Annotated in this window: 18 protein-coding genes and 3 other annotated features; of the genes, 5 read left to right on the forward strand and 13 right to left on the reverse strand. The window is 32.3% G+C overall.

What is annotated here, in order from left to right; translation table 11 throughout:
* Nucleotides 1-67: 67 nt before the first annotated feature.
* Nucleotides 68-1,705, reverse strand: a complete 1,638-nt coding sequence (gene metG / locus ACFVR2_RS21370; protein WP_387366485.1) for a methionine--tRNA ligase — start codon at nt 1,703-1,705, stop codon at nt 68-70.
* A gap of 52 nt (nt 1,706-1,757) precedes the next feature.
* Nucleotides 1,758-2,031 (reverse strand) — a binding site (T-box leader).
* A 211-nt stretch (nt 2,032-2,242) separates the two neighbouring features.
* On the opposite strand from metG, the gene ACFVR2_RS21375 reads away from it, so the two are divergent.
* The gene (locus ACFVR2_RS21375) at nt 2,243-2,716 is read left to right on the forward strand and encodes a pentapeptide repeat-containing protein (RefSeq protein WP_387366488.1); all 474 of its coding nucleotides are present in this window, start codon (nt 2,243-2,245) and stop codon (nt 2,714-2,716) included.
* Between the two features lie 93 nt (nt 2,717-2,809).
* On the opposite strand, the gene ACFVR2_RS21380 is transcribed toward ACFVR2_RS21375, so the two are convergent.
* The 8 genes from ACFVR2_RS21380 to ACFVR2_RS21415 form a co-directional block, all read right to left on the reverse strand.
* Nucleotides 2,810-3,628: a DUF2935 domain-containing protein gene (locus tag ACFVR2_RS21380; protein ID WP_387366491.1), complete on the reverse strand. Its 819-nt coding sequence runs from the start codon at nt 3,626-3,628 to the stop codon at nt 2,810-2,812.
* 172 nt (nt 3,629-3,800) lie between these two features.
* Nucleotides 3,801-4,364, reverse strand: a complete 564-nt coding sequence (locus ACFVR2_RS21385; protein ID WP_387366494.1) for an FAD-dependent oxidoreductase — start codon at nt 4,362-4,364, stop codon at nt 3,801-3,803.
* 97 nt (nt 4,365-4,461) lie between these two features.
* Nucleotides 4,462-4,836, reverse strand: coding sequence for a DoxX family protein (locus ACFVR2_RS21390; RefSeq protein WP_335407989.1), 375 nt, complete (start codon nt 4,834-4,836; stop codon nt 4,462-4,464).
* Between the two features lie 248 nt (nt 4,837-5,084).
* Nucleotides 5,085-5,522, reverse strand: coding sequence for an RrF2 family transcriptional regulator (locus ACFVR2_RS21395; RefSeq protein ID WP_387366497.1), 438 nt, complete (start codon nt 5,520-5,522; stop codon nt 5,085-5,087).
* A 174-nt stretch (nt 5,523-5,696) separates the two neighbouring features.
* Nucleotides 5,697-6,473: an arylamine N-acetyltransferase family protein gene (locus tag ACFVR2_RS21400; RefSeq protein ID WP_387366500.1), complete on the reverse strand. Its 777-nt coding sequence runs from the start codon at nt 6,471-6,473 to the stop codon at nt 5,697-5,699.
* A 115-nt stretch (nt 6,474-6,588) separates the two neighbouring features.
* Entirely contained in the window at nt 6,589-7,005 is a 417-nt protein-coding gene (locus ACFVR2_RS21405) for a GNAT family N-acetyltransferase (protein ID WP_387366503.1), read from the reverse strand.
* Nucleotides 7,006-7,413: 408 nt separating this feature from the next.
* Complete coding sequence (locus ACFVR2_RS21410; RefSeq protein WP_387366506.1) at nt 7,414-8,286, reverse strand: AraC family transcriptional regulator; 873 nt, start codon at nt 8,284-8,286, stop codon at nt 7,414-7,416.
* Nucleotides 8,287-8,423: 137 nt separating this feature from the next.
* On the reverse strand, nt 8,424-9,635 hold the full coding sequence (locus ACFVR2_RS21415; protein WP_387366509.1) for a multidrug efflux MFS transporter: 1,212 nt from the start codon (nt 9,633-9,635) through the stop codon (nt 8,424-8,426).
* 290 nt (nt 9,636-9,925) lie between these two features.
* Between ACFVR2_RS21415 and ACFVR2_RS21420 the strand changes: the two genes are divergently transcribed.
* Together ACFVR2_RS21420 and ACFVR2_RS21425 are read left to right on the forward strand one after the other, a co-directional pair.
* Nucleotides 9,926-10,495, forward strand: a complete 570-nt coding sequence (locus tag ACFVR2_RS21420; protein WP_097979166.1) for a TetR/AcrR family transcriptional regulator — start codon at nt 9,926-9,928, stop codon at nt 10,493-10,495.
* 124 nt (nt 10,496-10,619) lie between these two features.
* Nucleotides 10,620-11,360, forward strand: coding sequence for an MBL fold metallo-hydrolase (locus ACFVR2_RS21425; RefSeq protein WP_387366512.1), 741 nt, complete (start codon nt 10,620-10,622; stop codon nt 11,358-11,360).
* Between the two features lie 50 nt (nt 11,361-11,410).
* On the opposite strand, the gene ACFVR2_RS21430 is transcribed toward ACFVR2_RS21425, so the two are convergent.
* The gene (locus ACFVR2_RS21430) at nt 11,411-12,739 is read right to left on the reverse strand and encodes an amino acid permease (protein WP_387366515.1); all 1,329 of its coding nucleotides are present in this window, start codon (nt 12,737-12,739) and stop codon (nt 11,411-11,413) included.
* A gap of 59 nt (nt 12,740-12,798) precedes the next feature.
* Nucleotides 12,799-13,025, reverse strand: a binding site (T-box leader).
* A gap of 45 nt (nt 13,026-13,070) precedes the next feature.
* Nucleotides 13,071-13,304: a binding site (T-box leader), on the reverse strand.
* A gap of 189 nt (nt 13,305-13,493) precedes the next feature.
* On the opposite strand from ACFVR2_RS21430, the gene ACFVR2_RS21435 reads away from it, so the two are divergent.
* Entirely contained in the window at nt 13,494-13,979 is a 486-nt protein-coding gene (locus tag ACFVR2_RS21435) for a GNAT family N-acetyltransferase (RefSeq protein ID WP_387366518.1), read from the forward strand.
* Nucleotides 13,980-14,029: 50 nt separating this feature from the next.
* Here ACFVR2_RS21435 and ACFVR2_RS21440 read toward each other — a convergent pair whose 3' ends face one another.
* Nucleotides 14,030-14,983 (reverse strand): helix-turn-helix transcriptional regulator, encoded by a 954-nt coding sequence (locus tag ACFVR2_RS21440; protein WP_387366521.1) that lies wholly within the window; start codon nt 14,981-14,983, stop codon nt 14,030-14,032.
* Nucleotides 14,984-15,072: 89 nt separating this feature from the next.
* Between ACFVR2_RS21440 and ACFVR2_RS21445 the strand changes: the two genes are divergently transcribed.
* Nucleotides 15,073-15,474, forward strand: a complete 402-nt coding sequence (locus ACFVR2_RS21445; protein WP_387366524.1) for an ester cyclase — start codon at nt 15,073-15,075, stop codon at nt 15,472-15,474.
* A 78-nt stretch (nt 15,475-15,552) separates the two neighbouring features.
* Here ACFVR2_RS21445 and ACFVR2_RS21450 read toward each other — a convergent pair whose 3' ends face one another.
* Together ACFVR2_RS21450 and ACFVR2_RS21455 are read right to left on the reverse strand one after the other, a co-directional pair.
* Nucleotides 15,553-16,074 (reverse strand): GNAT family N-acetyltransferase, encoded by a 522-nt coding sequence (locus ACFVR2_RS21450; protein WP_387366527.1) that lies wholly within the window; start codon nt 16,072-16,074, stop codon nt 15,553-15,555.
* 331 nt (nt 16,075-16,405) lie between these two features.
* Nucleotides 16,406-17,107 (reverse strand): hypothetical protein, encoded by a 702-nt coding sequence (locus ACFVR2_RS21455; RefSeq protein WP_387366530.1) that lies wholly within the window; start codon nt 17,105-17,107, stop codon nt 16,406-16,408.
* Nucleotides 17,108-17,216: the final 109 nt, after the last annotated feature.

Genomic DNA, 17,216 nt, shown 5'->3' on the forward strand with positions numbered 1-17,216 from the left:
CCATTATTTTATATTTTTCCATAAGAAAAGCATTAATGATCAAACTGATTATTAATGCTTTATTTTATTACTTTTTAGATTGGTTATTTAACTGTTCTAATTCTTCCTCTATTCTACCTACATCAATTCTTTCAAAAAGAGGTTTTACTTCGTTAATTTTTACTAAAACCGGAGATATTTCCTTCCATTCAAAGTTTGATAAATTTAGCATTTCTTTTATTTCATTACTCGAAAAAGGTAGGATTGGATGTAAAATTTGCGCTAGGTTGGCAATAGCATATATACAACTCACCATCGTGTTATGACACTCGATCAAATTCTCCTTAACTTGTTTCCAAGGCGCTGCTTCATCAAAATATTTATTTGCAGATCGAATAAATTCAAATACTTCCTCCATGGCCTTTTTGAAATTAGCCGATTCAATCTGTGAACCAACATCCTTATAAAGCCTTTTAATCTCAAATCTAATTGATTGTTTAATTTCCCCTTCTGGGACTACACCATTATAGTACTTTTCAAGAAACTTTAATGTTCGGTTTACAAAATTCCCATATGCGCCTAATAGTTCACTATTATGGCTATAAATAAATTCCCTCCAAGAAAAATCAGTGTCTCTATTTTCTGGAGCATTTATTGTTAAAAAATATCGTATTGAATCTGGATGATATTTTTCGATTAGATATGGTACCCATACAGCCCAGTTTTTACTAGTGGACAGTTTTTTCTTCTCAAGCGTCAAATATTCGTTTGAAACGATATGAGTTGGAAGAGCCTCATTTTTTAAACCTTTTAAAATAGATGGCCAAATAATTGAATGGAACGGTATATTGTCTTTACCGTGAATATAATATGATGTTGCTTCTTTTTTCCAAAAGCTAGAGTCATCTTGATTCGTGCTAAGTGCCCATTGTTTACTTGCCGAATAATAACCAGACACCGCTTCGATCCACACATAAATTTTCTTCATTTCATACCCTTTTACTGGTACGCTTACTCCATTTGGCAAATCCCTTGATACCGCTCGGTCATGAAGCCCTTCTTTTAAATATCGTTCTGTTAATTGGATAGCATTCGAACGCCAGCATCCGCTCATTTTAGCAAAATCAAGATATTCCTTTAGCTCATCTTGTAACTTGCTCAATGAAAAATAAAAGTGCTCTGTATTTTTTACGGATGGAGGATTTCCACATAGCTTACATGTTTTATTTAATAAATCTAAAGGATCTAAAATAGCAGAGCAATAATCACACTGATCTCCACGCGCGTGTTGACCGCAATTTGGACAATTCCCTTCTACATAACGATCAGGTAGAAATTGTTCAATTTCTTCACAATAGCATTGTTCAATTTCTTTTTTATAAATTAAGCCATTTTGTAATAAAGTTAAGAAAATTTCTTGTACAGTATGATGATGATGCTCTGCGTCTGTCCTTGTATAAAAATCATAGGTAAATCCTAATTTCCTAAAGTTATCCTCGAATTCAAAATGGTAACGATCTGCAATTTCTTTATAAGTTAAATTTTCTTGTTTTGCTTTAATAGCAATAGGTGTGCCATTACAATCACTTCCTGAAACGTATAATACATTCGCTTTTTTTAAACGAAAATAACGAGCTAGAATATCGCCTGGTAGTAAAGCTGCAATATGCCCCAAATGTAATGAACCATTTGCATAAGGCCAAGCTCCTCCAATAAAAATATCCATTCCAATTCCTCCTTATTATTAAATGCAAAAAACCTCGCCCCTATCTATAAAAGATAAGGACGAGGTTTCATATCCACGTGGTACCACCTTAGTTCACAAAGTATTTGCATACATTTGTCTTTGCAAGTACGAAAAGCATAAAAATGCTCATATACTGTGACTTTGATAACAAGTGCCAACTCTTGTCGTAGCCTACTAATATGAAATATACGTTCAGTACGAAGCTCCGAGGCCATTGTTCAATTGAGTATTTATGCTTCTTTTCAGCTACCAAAGCTCTCTGTAAAAAATAACATCAATCTACTTTTCCTCTTCATTGCCTTTATTCAAATGTTAAAAAAATTTTATAAAAAAGATATTGAAAAGTCAATCTATTTCAAAAAAATTATTAGTTCTTTTTATATAGTATAAATTACAAAATAAAAGTTGATTCATTTATAAAGTTATTTTGTCGAAAATAAAAATGATTAAGAGTGAAGGGATTCTCACGAAAAAAGTTAAATATATTCAATTATCAAAGCTTTAGGGGGAGAAAAAATGTCTAATTGGAAGACTGCATTATTTGAGTTACAAAAAACGGATATGTCTTTTTCAACATTTAATGAAGTAAGAGCCGAAAACTTAGACTTTAATAATGTAAGCTTGGCGAATTCGAAATTTACAAATGCAAACATGAGAAATCTTGAATTAAATGACGTGAATTTATTTGGAGCTCGAATTTCAGATGTTAACTTATCTAATACTAAAATAACAAATGGTAATTTAAGAGATTTAATAATTGATCATGTTCATTTAGCAGGTACAAGCATCCGAAATATTGTCATTCCGGAAGATCTAAATCTTGAAGATCATTCAAATTCTATTAAATTTGAGAAAAGCAATTTAACAAATACTCAGTTCACGGACTGTGATTTAAGTCATGTCGAAATCAATAATTGCAATTTATCAGGATTGAAAATTAATGGCATTTTAATTGAGGATTTGTTAAAGAGCTATAGCCAGAGAAAATAATTCATGAGTAACCTATACATTTCAACGCACAGTAAAAAAAGAATCTTTAATGAGATTCTTTTTTCGTGTCTATTTTGTTAGCATGCGTTGTTCTTAATGGTCGTCCAGTACAATATTTCTGTTTCCATTCCCTGTTAACTGTGCTTCGAACGCGTCAATTATATGCAAAAATCGATCTGCTTCTCTAAATACATGGTCTGCTAGCAATGGGTGAATGATACTTTTAATTCTACAAGCTTCTATTAGATCTCTAGCTGTTTTCTTAAAATCTCTAAGGGATTTTACGGATACACGGTTTTCATCAAGGAATTGGTCAAGTATAGGAACTGTTTCCGATTGTGGTCTCATTGATTCTAAATCTACGGCTTGGTATAAAAGTTGATCAAAATCATGACTAAATTCCCTCGCTTGATCTACTAATTTTCTTTCTGATGGATCTAATAGATGTCCAATAAATTTTGCATGGTCTGCCATAATTCTTAAAAAGAAAACATTTTCCTGGATAATTGCAGCAGGTAGCGGTTGGAGTTGACCATTATTTAGTTCAGTCAAGCGGTTTGCAAAATAAGCTGCTTCCCTACTTGTATGGTCAACTAATAAAGGAAAGTTATTGCCTGTTATTTTACACGTAAGGAGTAAATTAAGAATTTTCCGCTTATAAGCCCATATCATGGAAGCTGCTTGATGAACCTCATTATTAAACTGTTTAATTTGCTGAGGATCCGTTTGAGGCGAAAATGATTGAGCCTTATTTCCAATTGCTTCAAATACTTGATAAAATTGATCTGCTTCTTGAATTAATTCAGTATCATCACAATTAAATCCTAATTTCAGGAATAGGGAATGCTCTTTCATGATCCTAGACCAAAACAGAATCTCATCTAAAGAACGTGCTATAAATGCATCCGACAATCGGACCCCTCCTAACATAATTCATTTCACTTTCTAATATATTGATGAAAAAATGAATTATTACAGATACATCTTTATTAAGTAGAATAGCTATTAGGCTACTAAAATTTTAGTTAATTAAAAAAGCATTACTTCAATAGAAGTAATGCTAAAGTATTTATTTAAACATAGCTTATGATTTCAAAACATCATGATCAACATATCGTTTACCATCTAATTGACTAATGACATTAATCGCAACTTTTGCTCCGTCACCTGCTGTAATAATCGTATGAACACTTGTTCCTGCAACAGTTCCCGCTGCCCATACTCCATCAATATTTGTTTTACCAGTCGAATCTACATCAAGTACGGTCTTTATGCGAGGTTCTGTTCCAGCTTTTGTGTTTAGCCCTACTTTTTCAGCTAATTCCACACTTAAGCCTGTAGCTAAAATCACTTGATTTGCTTCATAAGTTGCTGTTTCAGTTTCAATATTGAAGCCATTTTCTGTACTCACAATGTTACCTACAGTACCTTGGATTATTTCAGCGCCAAATTTTCTAACTTGATTTTTTCCCGTTTCTATTAAATCTGGGCCTGTAATTTCTGAAACCCCATAATGATTTTCAATCCATGCTTTTTTCGTTATACTCTTGTCATTATCAAGAACTAAAGTTTTTTTACCAGCTTTTGCTGCAAATAAAGCAGCACTTGCTCCCGCCGGTCCGGCGCCGATAATTACGATATCATACATTATTAAAATCGCTCCTTTTTACATATAAGATTGATTTAAGTACTGTAATTATTATTCTGTCGACGCCTTATTAATCCCTGCATAAATTGATCGCAAATTAATTAAATCCCGGGAAACTTGAAAGATCAGAATAATTAATCCATAAAAGTACAAACGCAATAATACCTAATAATAATATTGTAAAAGTTTGTTTAAACGAATCCTTGACACGGATATGTGCTATTATTCCACCGATTGCCACAACTCCTAATAATAAACCACCCGCTGGAACCCAACTTTCTTCCCAAAATCCAATAATCAGTGAAGCTACCCCAATCAATTCTACTAATCCAGTAATTACTCTGAACCATTGTGCTAATTTCAAGTGATTAAAACTTTCAACACTCGTTTTTGAACCAAAAACTTTACCTAACCCAGCAATTAAAAACATAAGAGCTAATAAAATTTGCAAGATAATTGATAAAATATCCATTTTTTATCACCCCTTTACTAATATATATGCAATTGAAAAAAGCACATATTACTCCAAAAGTAACTATTCAATGTAAAATTTTGATTAGAATATTTACTTATATCAGTAAAAATAGTTAGAGGTTTTTTAATTAGTTCATTATTCATCTTTTTTATTAGTAATCAATTTAAAATAATAATTTAGACAAAATAAAAAAGCAGTCTTACCTGCTATATTATTTAGCACTTATCAAGCTATTAAACTGCATTTTAATCCTTAAAAAAGTCAATTCGATTCATAACATCTTCAATTGTAAATTGCTTTAAATAATCTAAAGCCTGGCGTTCGGCTTCAAATAATATTCTTTCTATTTCTAAATCTAACTGCTCTCCAGCTTCACCACAGTCAACTGCCATTTCTTGTTCTATGGGACCCTTATTAACAGCAGTATAGATTTCACCTAATGTAATTAAATCAATCGCCTTTTTTAAAATATAACCGCCTTCACGGCCACCTTTGGATTCTACAATACCTGCTGAGGATAAAGATTGCATTACTCTTCGCATGAATGTCGCATGAGAATCCACTTGCTCTGCGATCATTGCACTTGATAACATACCACCACTATTTGCCAACCAAACTATTGCATGAACTGCTATTTTAAAACGAGGAGGGCCAATATTGACACCTCTGTTTACACTACTCATTGCTTTTCACTCCTATAATTACTTGGTTGAATACTTATTAAGCAAATGATAGAACATTAAATTTTCATAGGCAATAGAATGGTTAGAAGAAAGTTATTAACAATTTTTACCATTAATCACTCAACCATTTTTTCAAAGGAGACGTACTACTACAAAATCGTAAATCGATTAATTTTAAAGCCCAAAATGTTGCTTTGCTAATTCCTTATATCTCATTTCATCAATATCCTCTTTCGTGACTACACCGTTAATCCATTGTGTAAAAGAAGTATTCGTTAAAGTTTTATTCCCCTCATTTGTCAGTTGAGTTATTAAAGGATTTTTATTAAATGGTGATTCCTTGTGCTCAGCAATAATTGTTTGAATCTCATTAAATTCGGACACATCCGAAATCACATCGTGTGAATCAAATGCATATCCAATTCTCCAATTAGGATCTTTATGTTTTAGTTTTAACATCAATACATAGTCCCCGAATTCTGTGTCCTCTTTTTTAATTCGAAACTCACCATTACTAGAAGTTATCTTCTCACCGGAAAAGGAAACTGCTTTTAAAGGAAGATTCGCTCCAAATCCCGTATCAATTAAGTATGTTTCTTCATTTTGTGTTAATAGGATTGTGACGTGTGTTCTTCCAAAAGTAGGATATTTTTGAGCTATATTATCATAAACAACCCCTCTTGCTAATCTCACGTTAAACCCATTTTCAAGAAGAAATAAATAAAGCAGTGAATTCAATTCATAGCAGAGACCACCTTCACTTTTTACTAATAATTTACTAATTAAATTTTCTCGGGTGATCTCATTCGTTTTATTTCCTATAATACAAAGATTTTCAAAAGGTATATTTTTAGCTGTTTTTTCAAGAACGTCATTTAAATTATTAAAGTTAATCACTTCATTATCACGTAATCCGATTCTTTTTCGAAACAATAAATTAAGTTCGCTCATTAACGATTCCTCCTGTCTCATCAAACTTTTAATTAATCATATCATTTAAGTTTATAAGCTAAAAAAAATAAGCTGCAAAAGCAACTTCATGTAGTCACAAAAATTAGTTTGTCTTTTATAATCTTTTTTCAAAATAATATTGATTATACCCTTTTGGATGATTCTCAATTACTCCAAATACTTTAAAACCATGCTTCTTATAAAATTTTGGAGCTTGAAAACTAAAAGTATCTACTTTAATTAGGCGACATCCACTTTCGATTGCAAATTCTTCCATTCGATTGATTAGTTGACTACCAAAGCCTTCATGTCTATACTCCTCAGACACCCACAAGAAGTCTATCGATAAATGGTGCCAAAACATCCTTCCTGTAATTCCACCTACTATTTCCTCTTGATCATTTCTAACGACAAAGCTTATTTCTTCAGACGGTGCTCTTTTCTCATCTGGAAGGTTTTTAGCATTATATTCAATTACTTTTTTTCTAATAAAATCACTATCTTCTTGTACCCATTGTTTTACTATTTTCATTTTTTTCTCCCATTATTATATTCGACTTATAGCAACTAAATTTACTTATTGAATAGTAAATTCTCTAAATAACGTTATTTTCCTTTTAAAACCATTCTTAACCAAGAACTCTACTGAATAAGATATAAACAAAAAAACCTTCAAAAATTAGAAGGTTTCAATCTAAATGTTATGGTATAATCTTCCAAAAGGAGTGAAATTATTATGCATAACGTGTTTTTTCCTCTATTTTCAATCATACCGATTTTGTTTTACATAGCACCTTTTGTTTTTATGATTTGGTTCCTTTTAAAATTCCTAAAAATTCAACAAGAAAAAAATCAAATTCTCAAAAGTATTTCAGATAAACTAGATCACTTAAATAACAATCATTCAGAAACTTGAAAGAGCGTATGTCTCTTTCTTTTTTTATTTTTTAGAGATTGGTATCCATATTTCGCCCTTAAAATTTGGTGATGTGATGTCTTTCTGTTCATTCCATAAAATTTCAGGACCTTCTACTTGATGGTAATTTGAAGATGGAAACCATTCAGAATAAATTCGTCCCCACACTTCTTGCAATGCATCTGGAAATTTTCCAATTGCTTCGAATACTGCCCATCTAGATGCAGGAACTTCAAGTTGAATTAACTCATTTGGACAGTCATTTGTAGTGGCAACACCAATATAATGATCAAGCTCTCCTCTTTCTTCCATTCTACCTTCAGAAAAATTGGTTGATGCACTTATTATGCCAATCGGCTCAACATTGGAGAGTTCTTTTAATTTCGTTATTTTTTCCATCGTTAAAGTTTTCCACATGGATGCAATTTCCGGATTAACTCCATTAAAAATAATCGGAACTCTCTTTTTTATACCTACGATTCGAAATGCTTCTTTTTCTTCAATACGATAGTTCATTTCATTTTCCCCTTTAATTGATAATTGGAAGGTCATTCGTGGAAATGCTTTAAGCGAATTACCGTTATTTCTAGCTTCTGACGGAGTAATTCCATGTAAATTTTGAAAGGCTCTCGTAAAGGAATCTGGAGAATTGTATCCGTATTTTAAAGCAATATCAATTATTTTCTTGTTATGATCCTTAATTTCAAACGCTGCAACGGTAAGACGGCGACGACGAACATACTCTGAAAGAGAAATTCCAGCTAGAAACGAAAACATTCTTTTAAAGTGATACTCAGAACAATAAGCCCGTCTAGAAAGTTCTTTATAGTCAATTTCACTTGTCAGATTTTCTTCAATATATACTAAAGCATCATTCATATTCTTTAACAAATCCATTTTATAACCTCCTTCATCAATAGAATAACAGGAACGAAATTAACCAATCCGACATTTCATGCTAAGTTATGTAGGGTGTTCTCATGTACTATTTTTAAAGGGAGCCACATTAAGCAGCTCCCAAAATTTAAAACTTTTTACATCGATAATTTAAAATCTTCTTTTACATTCAATTTCTTATTAACTTTAACATAAACCAAAATTGCATTAAGTAGCAATAATGCACTTGTAACAAAAAATACGTATTTCACACCTAAATATGCTCCAATTTGCCCACCTAAAATGGAACCGACAAATACACCTAAATATCCAGCTGACATATTAAATCCAAATACTCGACCGGTAATGGCGTCTGGTGTAATTCGTTTAACTAATGTATTAACAGACGGAGTTAGACCCGCCGTTGCCAAACCTAAAATAAATCGTAGTCCCATCAATTCCCAAGCGTTTTTTACAAATGCTTGGGGAATAACCATCAGACCTGAAACAATCAGTGCAACGAATATAACTTTATGTGGACCAATTCGATCTGAAATCTTACCTAATTTCGGAGCAGCAATAATGCTTGCCAAGCCTGATGCTGAAAATGCCATACCCGCTAACAATGCAACATGTGTAGAATGAGCAGATAGCTGAGAAATATAGACAGTAATAACAGGTTCAATTGAATAAAGAGCTATTGTTAAAACAAAAAAAGTAATGAACATTGTGATCATTAAGCTTTTATCCGGAATAATACTCCATATTTCCTTAAACTTAAGCACTTTTTTATCTTGACGAGTAAATGATTCTTTTACAAATAATGCTGTCGTAATAAACGCAACCATCATGAGTCCACCTGTTACAAAAAACACATTTTGTAATCCTACAGTCTCACCAATATAGCCTCCAATCATAGGACCAAGTAATGAACCTGCTATACTCGCAGTTGAAAGTGTACCTAATGCCGATCCCGCATGCTCTTTATCTGTTTGCGTTGCGATTAAAGTTGTACAAGCTGTACCGTAACCGGTAATAACACCTTGTAAAAGTCTTAAACCTATTAAAACATAGACATTATGTGCGAAACCCATACAAAAAATAATAATTGACATACCAAGACTTGCTCTTAGCAGCATTGGTTTTCGTCCAAACTTATCCGCTGCCAAACCCCAAATAGGAGAAAAAATTGCTGAAATAATAAAAGTTACCCCAAAAGCAATCCCTGAAAATTGACTAATTAATGCAGAATTATGAACACCAAGTTTATCAATATATAGGGGTAATACCGGACCAAGTTGGCTCATCCCAATACTCGTTACAAACATTCCAAACCAGCAGACAATTAAATTTCTTTTCCACAATAACATCTTATCCCCCCTCCTTTTTGATAAAAATAAAATCAAAATAACAATAAGTTTTTATATAAACATAAGACTAAACTATATTTTATAGTTTGTAAATTATATTATATAGTTTACTGATTATCATCAGAAGTGTTAAACTATTTTCAGTAATATAGTCTCTCTTTAAAAATACTTTGTATTTAGGTATTGTATCTTTAAGGGCATAAGTTGATTGGCAGTGGAAATCAACCTAAATAATCTTAAAAAAACAATCTATACGTAAAACAACCTAAACATGAGACGGGAGCAAAAAAATGGTTCAAAAAAGAAATTTAACAAAAGAAAAAATTATTGAAGTAGCTTTTTCATTGGCTAATGAAATCGGACTTAATCAAGTTACTTTTCCAAAAATTGCAGAGAAGTTAGATATTAAATATCCATCTTTATATAACCATTTTGCGAATATGGATGATTTAAAATTGAAAATGACGATTTCTCTTTTAAATAAATTAAATTCGACTTTAATGCAAAGATTAGTCGGTAAAAGTGGTGAACAAGCGATTAGAGAAATTGCTTATGTATACCGTGATTTTGCATTTGATAATAGAACTGGTTATGGACTTTTTATGAATATCCCGAGTACAGAAAATGATGATGTTAAACGACTTGCTAGGGAAACAACTGGAATTATTCATCAAATTCTAAAGTTTTATATTACGGATCCTACTTTATTAATTCATCAAGGCCGAGCATTGAGAAGCATTTTACATGGATTTGTCTCCATGAATTTCCTTGGATATTTCCAACATCCAGTAAATGTAGATGATAGCTTTGACGTAATGATTGATGACTTTATTTCTTCTGTTTCTAAAACACAAAAGTAGAGTAAATTTTTAACCAAAAAAAATGTGAACACTAAACTAGGCAACTTTCTTTAGATGTCTAGTTTAGTGCTCACATAAAACAAAGGGAGGTGTGGTAAAAGCAATAAATGCTTTTACCATTTAAATGAAAATAGATAAAGGTATTGAAACAATTGAATTAGTAATGAACTTTATGGGACAAGAAAGAATTATTCATCCAACTTTGCTATGGGATGATCATGAAGTAATCTTAGTAGATACAGGAATGCCAGGACAAACTGGAGAAATTCGTGAAGCGATTGAGAAAGCCGGTCTAGAATGTAATAAACTGTCTAAAATCATCCTTACACATCAAGACATCGATCATATCGGAAGCCTTACTGAAATCTTAAAAACTGCTGATCAAAAAATTGAAGTACTAGCCCATAATGAAGACAAACCTTATATTGAAGGCGACAAAACTTTTATTAAAATGAATCCTGAACGAATCGCAAAAATGATCGAATCTCTTCCTGAAGAACATAGTCAAAAAATAAAAGCGATGTTCAATATACCACTTAATACTAAGGTCAATACTACAGTAACTGATGAAGAAGTATTACCATATACTGGAGGAATTACTGTCATCTTTACTCCTGGGCATACTCCTGGTCACATTAGTTTATATCATCATCAAAGTAAAACTCTTATTTCAGGAGATGCTCTAACTTCAGAGAATGGTGTAATCATGAGGCCAAGTCCAAGTAATACACCTGATATGGATACTGCTCTTACGTCCATTAAGAAATTCACAAAATATGATATCGAAACAGTCATTTGTTACCATGGTGGAGTAGTAACTGAAAATGTAAATGAACAGCTTTTAACATTAGCAAATTCAATTTAATATATGTCTAATAAATAAGGGCACCCAACAAGGCGCCCTTTATTTTTTGTTTAATGTTTTTGTTTTTTGCCTTTCATAAATGAACATAAAATTAATACAATTAGCATTCCTAAACATACAAAAATACTTAACCTGTTCTGTTCACTGAATGCAAAAGCTACACAACTTACACCTAAAGCAATTACTGTAAATGATGTTACGTATGGAAATCCCCATACTTTATAGTTTGGCATCTTAGTATAAGTTTTACGAAGCTTTAATTGCGCTAAACAAATGCTAATCCATACTATAGATACTGTAAATCCAGGAATCGCCATTAAATATCCGAATACGCGATCTGGAGAAAAATAAGCTACAAAAGTGCCCCCAATTAAAATAATTGCACTTACAATAACAGTATAAACTGGTACACCATTTTTAGAAATTTTTGCAAACACCTTTGGCGCTTCTCCTTCAGATGCTAATGAATACATCATTCGTGTACAACCATAAATCCCTGAATTTGCAGCAGATAAAACCGCCGTAATTAGTACAAAGTTCATAATATGAGCGGCACCTTGGAAACCTACTGTTGATAAAACTTGAACAAATGGACTTTCTTGATTACCAATCTCATTCCATGGAATTAATCCGCAAATAATCAGAATTGGTAGTGTGTAGAATAAAACAATTCTCCAAATAACGCCTTTTATAACTTTTGGTATTACTTTTTCTGCATCTTTTGTTTCTGTTAAAGTCAATCCAATTAATTCTGAACCACCGTAAGAAAAAATGACTATTAATAAAGCAGAAAATACGCCTGACCAACCGTGTGGGAAAAATCCCTTATGCTGAACATAATTATGTACATATCCACTATGATCACTTGGAATAATTCCAAATAAAATTCCAGCTCCTAACGCAATAAATAAAACAATCATTGTAATCTTAATTCCTGCAAACCAGAATTCTATTTCACCATATCGTTTCACATTCATAAAATTTACAGCCACAATAAAAATTGCACTAATAAAACTTAAAGACCATAAAGACATTGAAGGAAACCAATATTGTAGAAAGCTACCTGCTGCGATTACTTCAATAACACAAACAACTAACCACATAAAACAGTACAACCAACCAATTACGAAAGAAACTCTTGTACCAAATGCTTTACGAATAAATCCTTTCATATTCAAACCTGGGAACGCAATTGCCATTTCCGCAATCGCACTCATCACAACAAGAAGTAATAATCCAGCAAACAAATATGAAAAAATAACTGCTGGCCCTGCAATCGATACAGTTTCTGATGTTCCTTTAAAAATACCCGTGCCAATTGCTCCACCGAGTGCCATGAAACGGATATGTCTTGGTAGTAAATTTTTTTGTAATTCCATTTTCTATCTCCTCTTTCTAGCTTGTAATGTTATAAAAAAAAATCGCCCCTGCCACTAACGACAGGGACGATTTTCACCGTGGTACCACCCTAATTGCAGAATTAAATCTGCCACTTGTTTTATTTAACGATCAATGACCGTCTTTTTCAAAATAAATGTCGACCTTTACTTCGAAAAAGATGCTCCAGGATTGTAATTCATGCTTGTTTTTGTACTGATTCACACCATCCACCAGCTCTCTTAAACAGTGAAACAAACATTACTGTTTTCCCTTCATTGCATTTTCTATATTCAGTTTTAAATTAATAAAAAAGTCCCTACTGATTGTATCAGTAGGGACGAATTGTTCGCGGTACCACCCTAGTTGCAGAACAAAGTCTGCCTCTTAAAATTTGATAACGATCATATATGACCGTTTTCTCCTCAGGTAAAGATTAATCTTTCCTTCGAAAAAAAATAGCTCCAGGACCGTAATTCATGCTTATCTTTGTACTGATTTCCACCAACCATCAGCTCTCTATTACATTGAGATAAGCACTACTTAAATTCCCTTCATTGCTTAAAACTATATTAATCTAACATTAGTAACTTAATTCTTTTTTTAATATGTTTTGTATTATAGGGGTTATTTCACAATTCTGTCAACATCTTTTTATTTCATATTGTTCAACTACTATACAAAATGCTAGTTTAACTAGTTTGTAAGCTATGAAAATAATATAATATAATTAAGAAAAATGGAGGGAATAAAATCATGCTAAACATACGAAATGTAAGATTGGAAGATTTAACTGAACTTGTAGAAATTGAGCATCTTTGTTTTTCAAAAGAAGAGGCAGCAACAAAACAGGCATTCGAAAAACGCATTAAATTAATTCCCGATAGTTTTTTTGTAGCTGAGGAGAATGGTAAATTAGTTGGTTTAGTAAACGGTCCTATTATTAATGAAACTTTCATTACAGATGATTTATTTAGCGAAATTAAAAAAAATCCATCTACTGGTGGTCATCAAAGTATCTTAGGCATAGCAGTTGCTCCACAAAACCAAAATAAAGGAATCGCATCAAAATTGCTTTCTCATATCGAAAATGTTTCAAAAGAAAATAAGCGTGATTCAATCACTCTTACATGTAAAGAAAACTTAATTCATTTTTACGAAAACCATGGCTTTATCAATAACGGTATTTCAAGCTCAACACATGGTGGAGTAAAATGGTATAACATGAGTAAAAAACTGTAATAAGGCTTTAGCTTTATTACAGTTTTTTCTTTGAATATTTATATAAGACTTTATGACTCTATTTTATACCACTCCATTACTTCAGAAAGCTTCTCCCTTATACTTTGGATTAGCTCGGCCGGTTCCTTTACCGTTGCATCTTTTCCAATTGCAATGAATATTTGGGCTAAAAAAGGTAGTTCATTTTGTCTAATCCAATCCTCTATCCATCCAGTTCCGTCCTCCCGCGTTTGTACCTTAAACCTTGGATCAATTACCGTTTCACATCTTTGTACCCCTTGCCTACTAAGCTCTACGTAAAACTTAATTAATTTCTCATCTCTCATACTTTTTAATTTTTTTCCAAGCGGTATTAACGGCAAATCGAGCGGCTCATTATCCACTTCATGACCGATCGAAACAATTTTATCGCATCTAAATAACCGATAATCATGACTATTAAAACAATATGCAGGACAATACCATAGCCCATTGCTTGCATATATTCCGAGTGGTTGAATTTCTCGATTCGACTTACCTTTATACGACTCATAGTCAATACTAATTACATTTTGACGAATTGAGGTTTCTAATAGTATTGAGAGAAATGGGGATTTTGCTTGTTTTGTTGGAATGAAAAAATCAAACCGATTTTTCATTTCATCAATCTGATCTTTTACATCAGTAGGTAAATAAGCATAAAATTTCTTCAAAGCAGATTTAGATTGCGCTTCAAACGGAAGAGTGGAAAAGTGCCGTAATGCATGACTAGCAAAAAATATCGAAACTGCTTCTTCTTCTGTAAATGTAATTGGAGGTAAAACTCTCTCGTTCAACACTTGATATCCACCATGAGGACCAACTTCAGAATATAAAGGCACCCCTAATTCACTTAACTCCATTAAATCTCTTAAGATTGTTCTAGTAGAAACGTTAAATTCATAAGCTAATTCCTTAACTGTAAACTTACGCTTCCGATTGACGAGCATCATTAATTCAATTAATCGTTTTGACTTCGCAGACATATTTTCACCTTATTTACTAACTATGACAGTTTTTGTCACTATTATAATTTAACATATGTATTAAGCCAAACAAAAAGGAGAATCAAGTTATGCAATCAATCGAACAAAATAATAAAAAATTAGTAAAAGAATTTATTGAGATTTTCTGGAATCAGAATAAACTAGACAGCACCAACAATTTTTTATCACCTGATTACAAAGATTACTCTTATGGTTCAACAGAAGGATTAAAGCAATTCGCTAACGTAATTTTCACAGGTTTCCCAGATAGCCATTACACGATTGAAGAAATTGTCTCCCAAGGAGAAACTGTTATCACAAGACTGGAATTCACAGGGACAAACTCTGGATTTTTTAGAGGGAGCGCCCCAACCGGAAATTCGGTAAATGTATCTTTATTTAGAGAATTCAAAGTTGAAAATGGAAAAATTTTATCTCATCGTGGATTATTTGATACACAAACTCTTATGAGTCAATTAGGGCCTAAATAATATAAAAACTACCAACTATTCTTATTGAATAATTGGTAGTTTTTATTTTGTTTTGTTCAATAATAAAATTCGATTTGATTACAATTTAGCTAATACTTCATTTATATTTTTCCACTGATAAATTAGTAGATTCAATTCAGATCCTGAAAATGTAATCTTATCTGATTTCATTAACTCAGCACCATAATATTCATAGAAATAGCGTGTTTTATTGTCTTCTAAAACCTCGACGAATACCCGATTATAACCCCATTTTTGAAACTGTAGAAACAGCTGTTTCATTAACTGTTTTCCGATTCCTTTACCTTGATATTCTTCAAGAAGATAAATAGATGTTAAGTCACCAGAGTGATCAACTTGATTCCTCTCTCTTTTTCCACAATCTGCAAAACCGATAATTTCCCCATTATCATTTTCCGCAACAACCACATAATCCACTACTTTTGAAAGATTATGCTCCCATAATTTTTCTCTTTGTACATAAGATAACTTCTCTAAAAACTCATTAGGAATTATATTTCGATAAGTAGTTTTCCAACTATCAACGTGAACTTTAGCGATGCCTTTTGCATCTGTCATTGTAGCTTTCCTTATAATCAACTCTTCCACCTCGCACCACTCTTTTAAGAAATATATACCTTCAAAGTGACAATAAGTCCTTCAATTTTTCTTAAATTTTCCTTGTAGTGATGTAAAAAGTAGTAATTTCCTAATCAAACTAATTAAAATAGCTGCATTTAAGAGCGTTTCAGGGATTTAATTGCAATAATTTTTCCAATTTTAATTGCGATTCTCAGTTTTTATTTGCGATTACCCTTCTTTAATTGCGATTCTCTCTTTTTATTTCCGATTTCCCTCCTTTAACTGTGATTCACCTTTTTGAGATTTTCAATTCTTACAACAAAAAAAGCACCTCCACAAGTGCTCATTACTACCTTTTCCGATTATACTTCTCAAAAGAAACTGACTGAACCTCATATTTCTTTCCATTCCAATCATATAAAAGCTTCAAATTTCCAATCGCTCCTCCGCCGTCGGTTGAAATCATTACGACAGCATCTGCAACTAGTTTTTTCTTATCAACAATATAGTCCACTGGCACGTGGGTATATACACTATCGTCAGAAGAGGTATCTTTAAACCCTAACGATTTTAAATTAACTTTATACGTTTTTTGTTTAGTTGATATAGTTACAATATCCCCTTTTTTCTCCATTTCCACAAGACGTTTAACTGCTTCAGACACCGATTCAATTGGAACTTCCTTATATTCTTCACTTTGGTCATCGTTCGTACTAATTTGCAATAAATGAATCGGATCATTGAAATTATCCAATGCGATAATGACTTCATTTTGTTTATCTTTATTTAAGTCTTCACTAAACATTTTGGTGCCATATTTCCCACTTTTCCATGTTGGAAAATGATATAGCAATCCTTCATTACCAATTTGAACGTCAAAATTTCTGTATTCTTTCCAATCAATTCGATCAGCAATTAGATAAATATTTTTCTGCCACACATCACTCGGGATCCCATTCATAACCACTCGCTCCTCTTGTCTTGCACTTACGGATGAAGAAGTAAAAAATGTAAAAGTACTGATTAAAACAGCGATTATACGTCGGTTCATCGAAACACCACCTTTACCATTAAGGTGTCCTAATATGGAAAACATAACCTCAATCTAAAGGATTTGCCTATTCACCTTATCCACACAAAAAAAAGAGAGCTGCAAAAAG

It is taken from the genome of Gottfriedia sp. NPDC057991, from assembly GCF_042886615.1.
Classification (GTDB): Bacteria; Bacillota; Bacilli; order Bacillales; family Bacillaceae_G; genus Gottfriedia.

What these genes read in the sequence shown, in the direction of transcription:
- metG (WP_387366485.1), bottom strand. Translation starts at nt 1,705, where the DNA reads ATGGATATTTTTATTGGAGGAGCTTGGCCTTATGCAAATGGTTCATTA.
- ACFVR2_RS21375 (WP_387366488.1), top strand. Translation starts at nt 2,243, where the DNA reads ATGTCTAATTGGAAGACTGCATTATTTGAGTTACAAAAAACGGATATG.
- ACFVR2_RS21385 (WP_387366494.1), bottom strand. Translation starts at nt 4,364, where the DNA reads ATGTATGATATCGTAATTATCGGCGCCGGACCGGCGGGAGCAAGTGCT.
- ACFVR2_RS21390 (WP_335407989.1), bottom strand. Translation starts at nt 4,836, where the DNA reads ATGGATATTTTATCAATTATCTTGCAAATTTTATTAGCTCTTATGTTT.
- ACFVR2_RS21395 (WP_387366497.1), bottom strand. Translation starts at nt 5,522, where the DNA reads ATGAGTAGTGTAAACAGAGGTGTCAATATTGGCCCTCCTCGTTTTAAA.
- ACFVR2_RS21400 (WP_387366500.1), bottom strand. Translation starts at nt 6,473, where the DNA reads ATGAGCGAACTTAATTTATTGTTTCGAAAAAGAATCGGATTACGTGAT.
- ACFVR2_RS21405 (WP_387366503.1), bottom strand. Translation starts at nt 7,005, where the DNA reads ATGAAAATAGTAAAACAATGGGTACAAGAAGATAGTGATTTTATTAGA.
- ACFVR2_RS21410 (WP_387366506.1), bottom strand. Translation starts at nt 8,286, where the DNA reads ATGGATTTGTTAAAGAATATGAATGATGCTTTAGTATATATTGAAGAA.
- ACFVR2_RS21415 (WP_387366509.1), bottom strand. Translation starts at nt 9,635, where the DNA reads ATGTTATTGTGGAAAAGAAATTTAATTGTCTGCTGGTTTGGAATGTTT.
- ACFVR2_RS21420 (WP_097979166.1), top strand. Translation starts at nt 9,926, where the DNA reads ATGGTTCAAAAAAGAAATTTAACAAAAGAAAAAATTATTGAAGTAGCT.
- ACFVR2_RS21425 (WP_387366512.1), top strand. Translation starts at nt 10,620, where the DNA reads ATGAAAATAGATAAAGGTATTGAAACAATTGAATTAGTAATGAACTTT.
- ACFVR2_RS21430 (WP_387366515.1), bottom strand. Translation starts at nt 12,739, where the DNA reads ATGGAATTACAAAAAAATTTACTACCAAGACATATCCGTTTCATGGCA.
- ACFVR2_RS21435 (WP_387366518.1), top strand. Translation starts at nt 13,494, where the DNA reads ATGCTAAACATACGAAATGTAAGATTGGAAGATTTAACTGAACTTGTA.
- ACFVR2_RS21440 (WP_387366521.1), bottom strand. Translation starts at nt 14,983, where the DNA reads ATGTCTGCGAAGTCAAAACGATTAATTGAATTAATGATGCTCGTCAAT.
- ACFVR2_RS21445 (WP_387366524.1), top strand. Translation starts at nt 15,073, where the DNA reads ATGCAATCAATCGAACAAAATAATAAAAAATTAGTAAAAGAATTTATT.
- ACFVR2_RS21455 (WP_387366530.1), bottom strand. Translation starts at nt 17,107, where the DNA reads ATGAACCGACGTATAATCGCTGTTTTAATCAGTACTTTTACATTTTTT.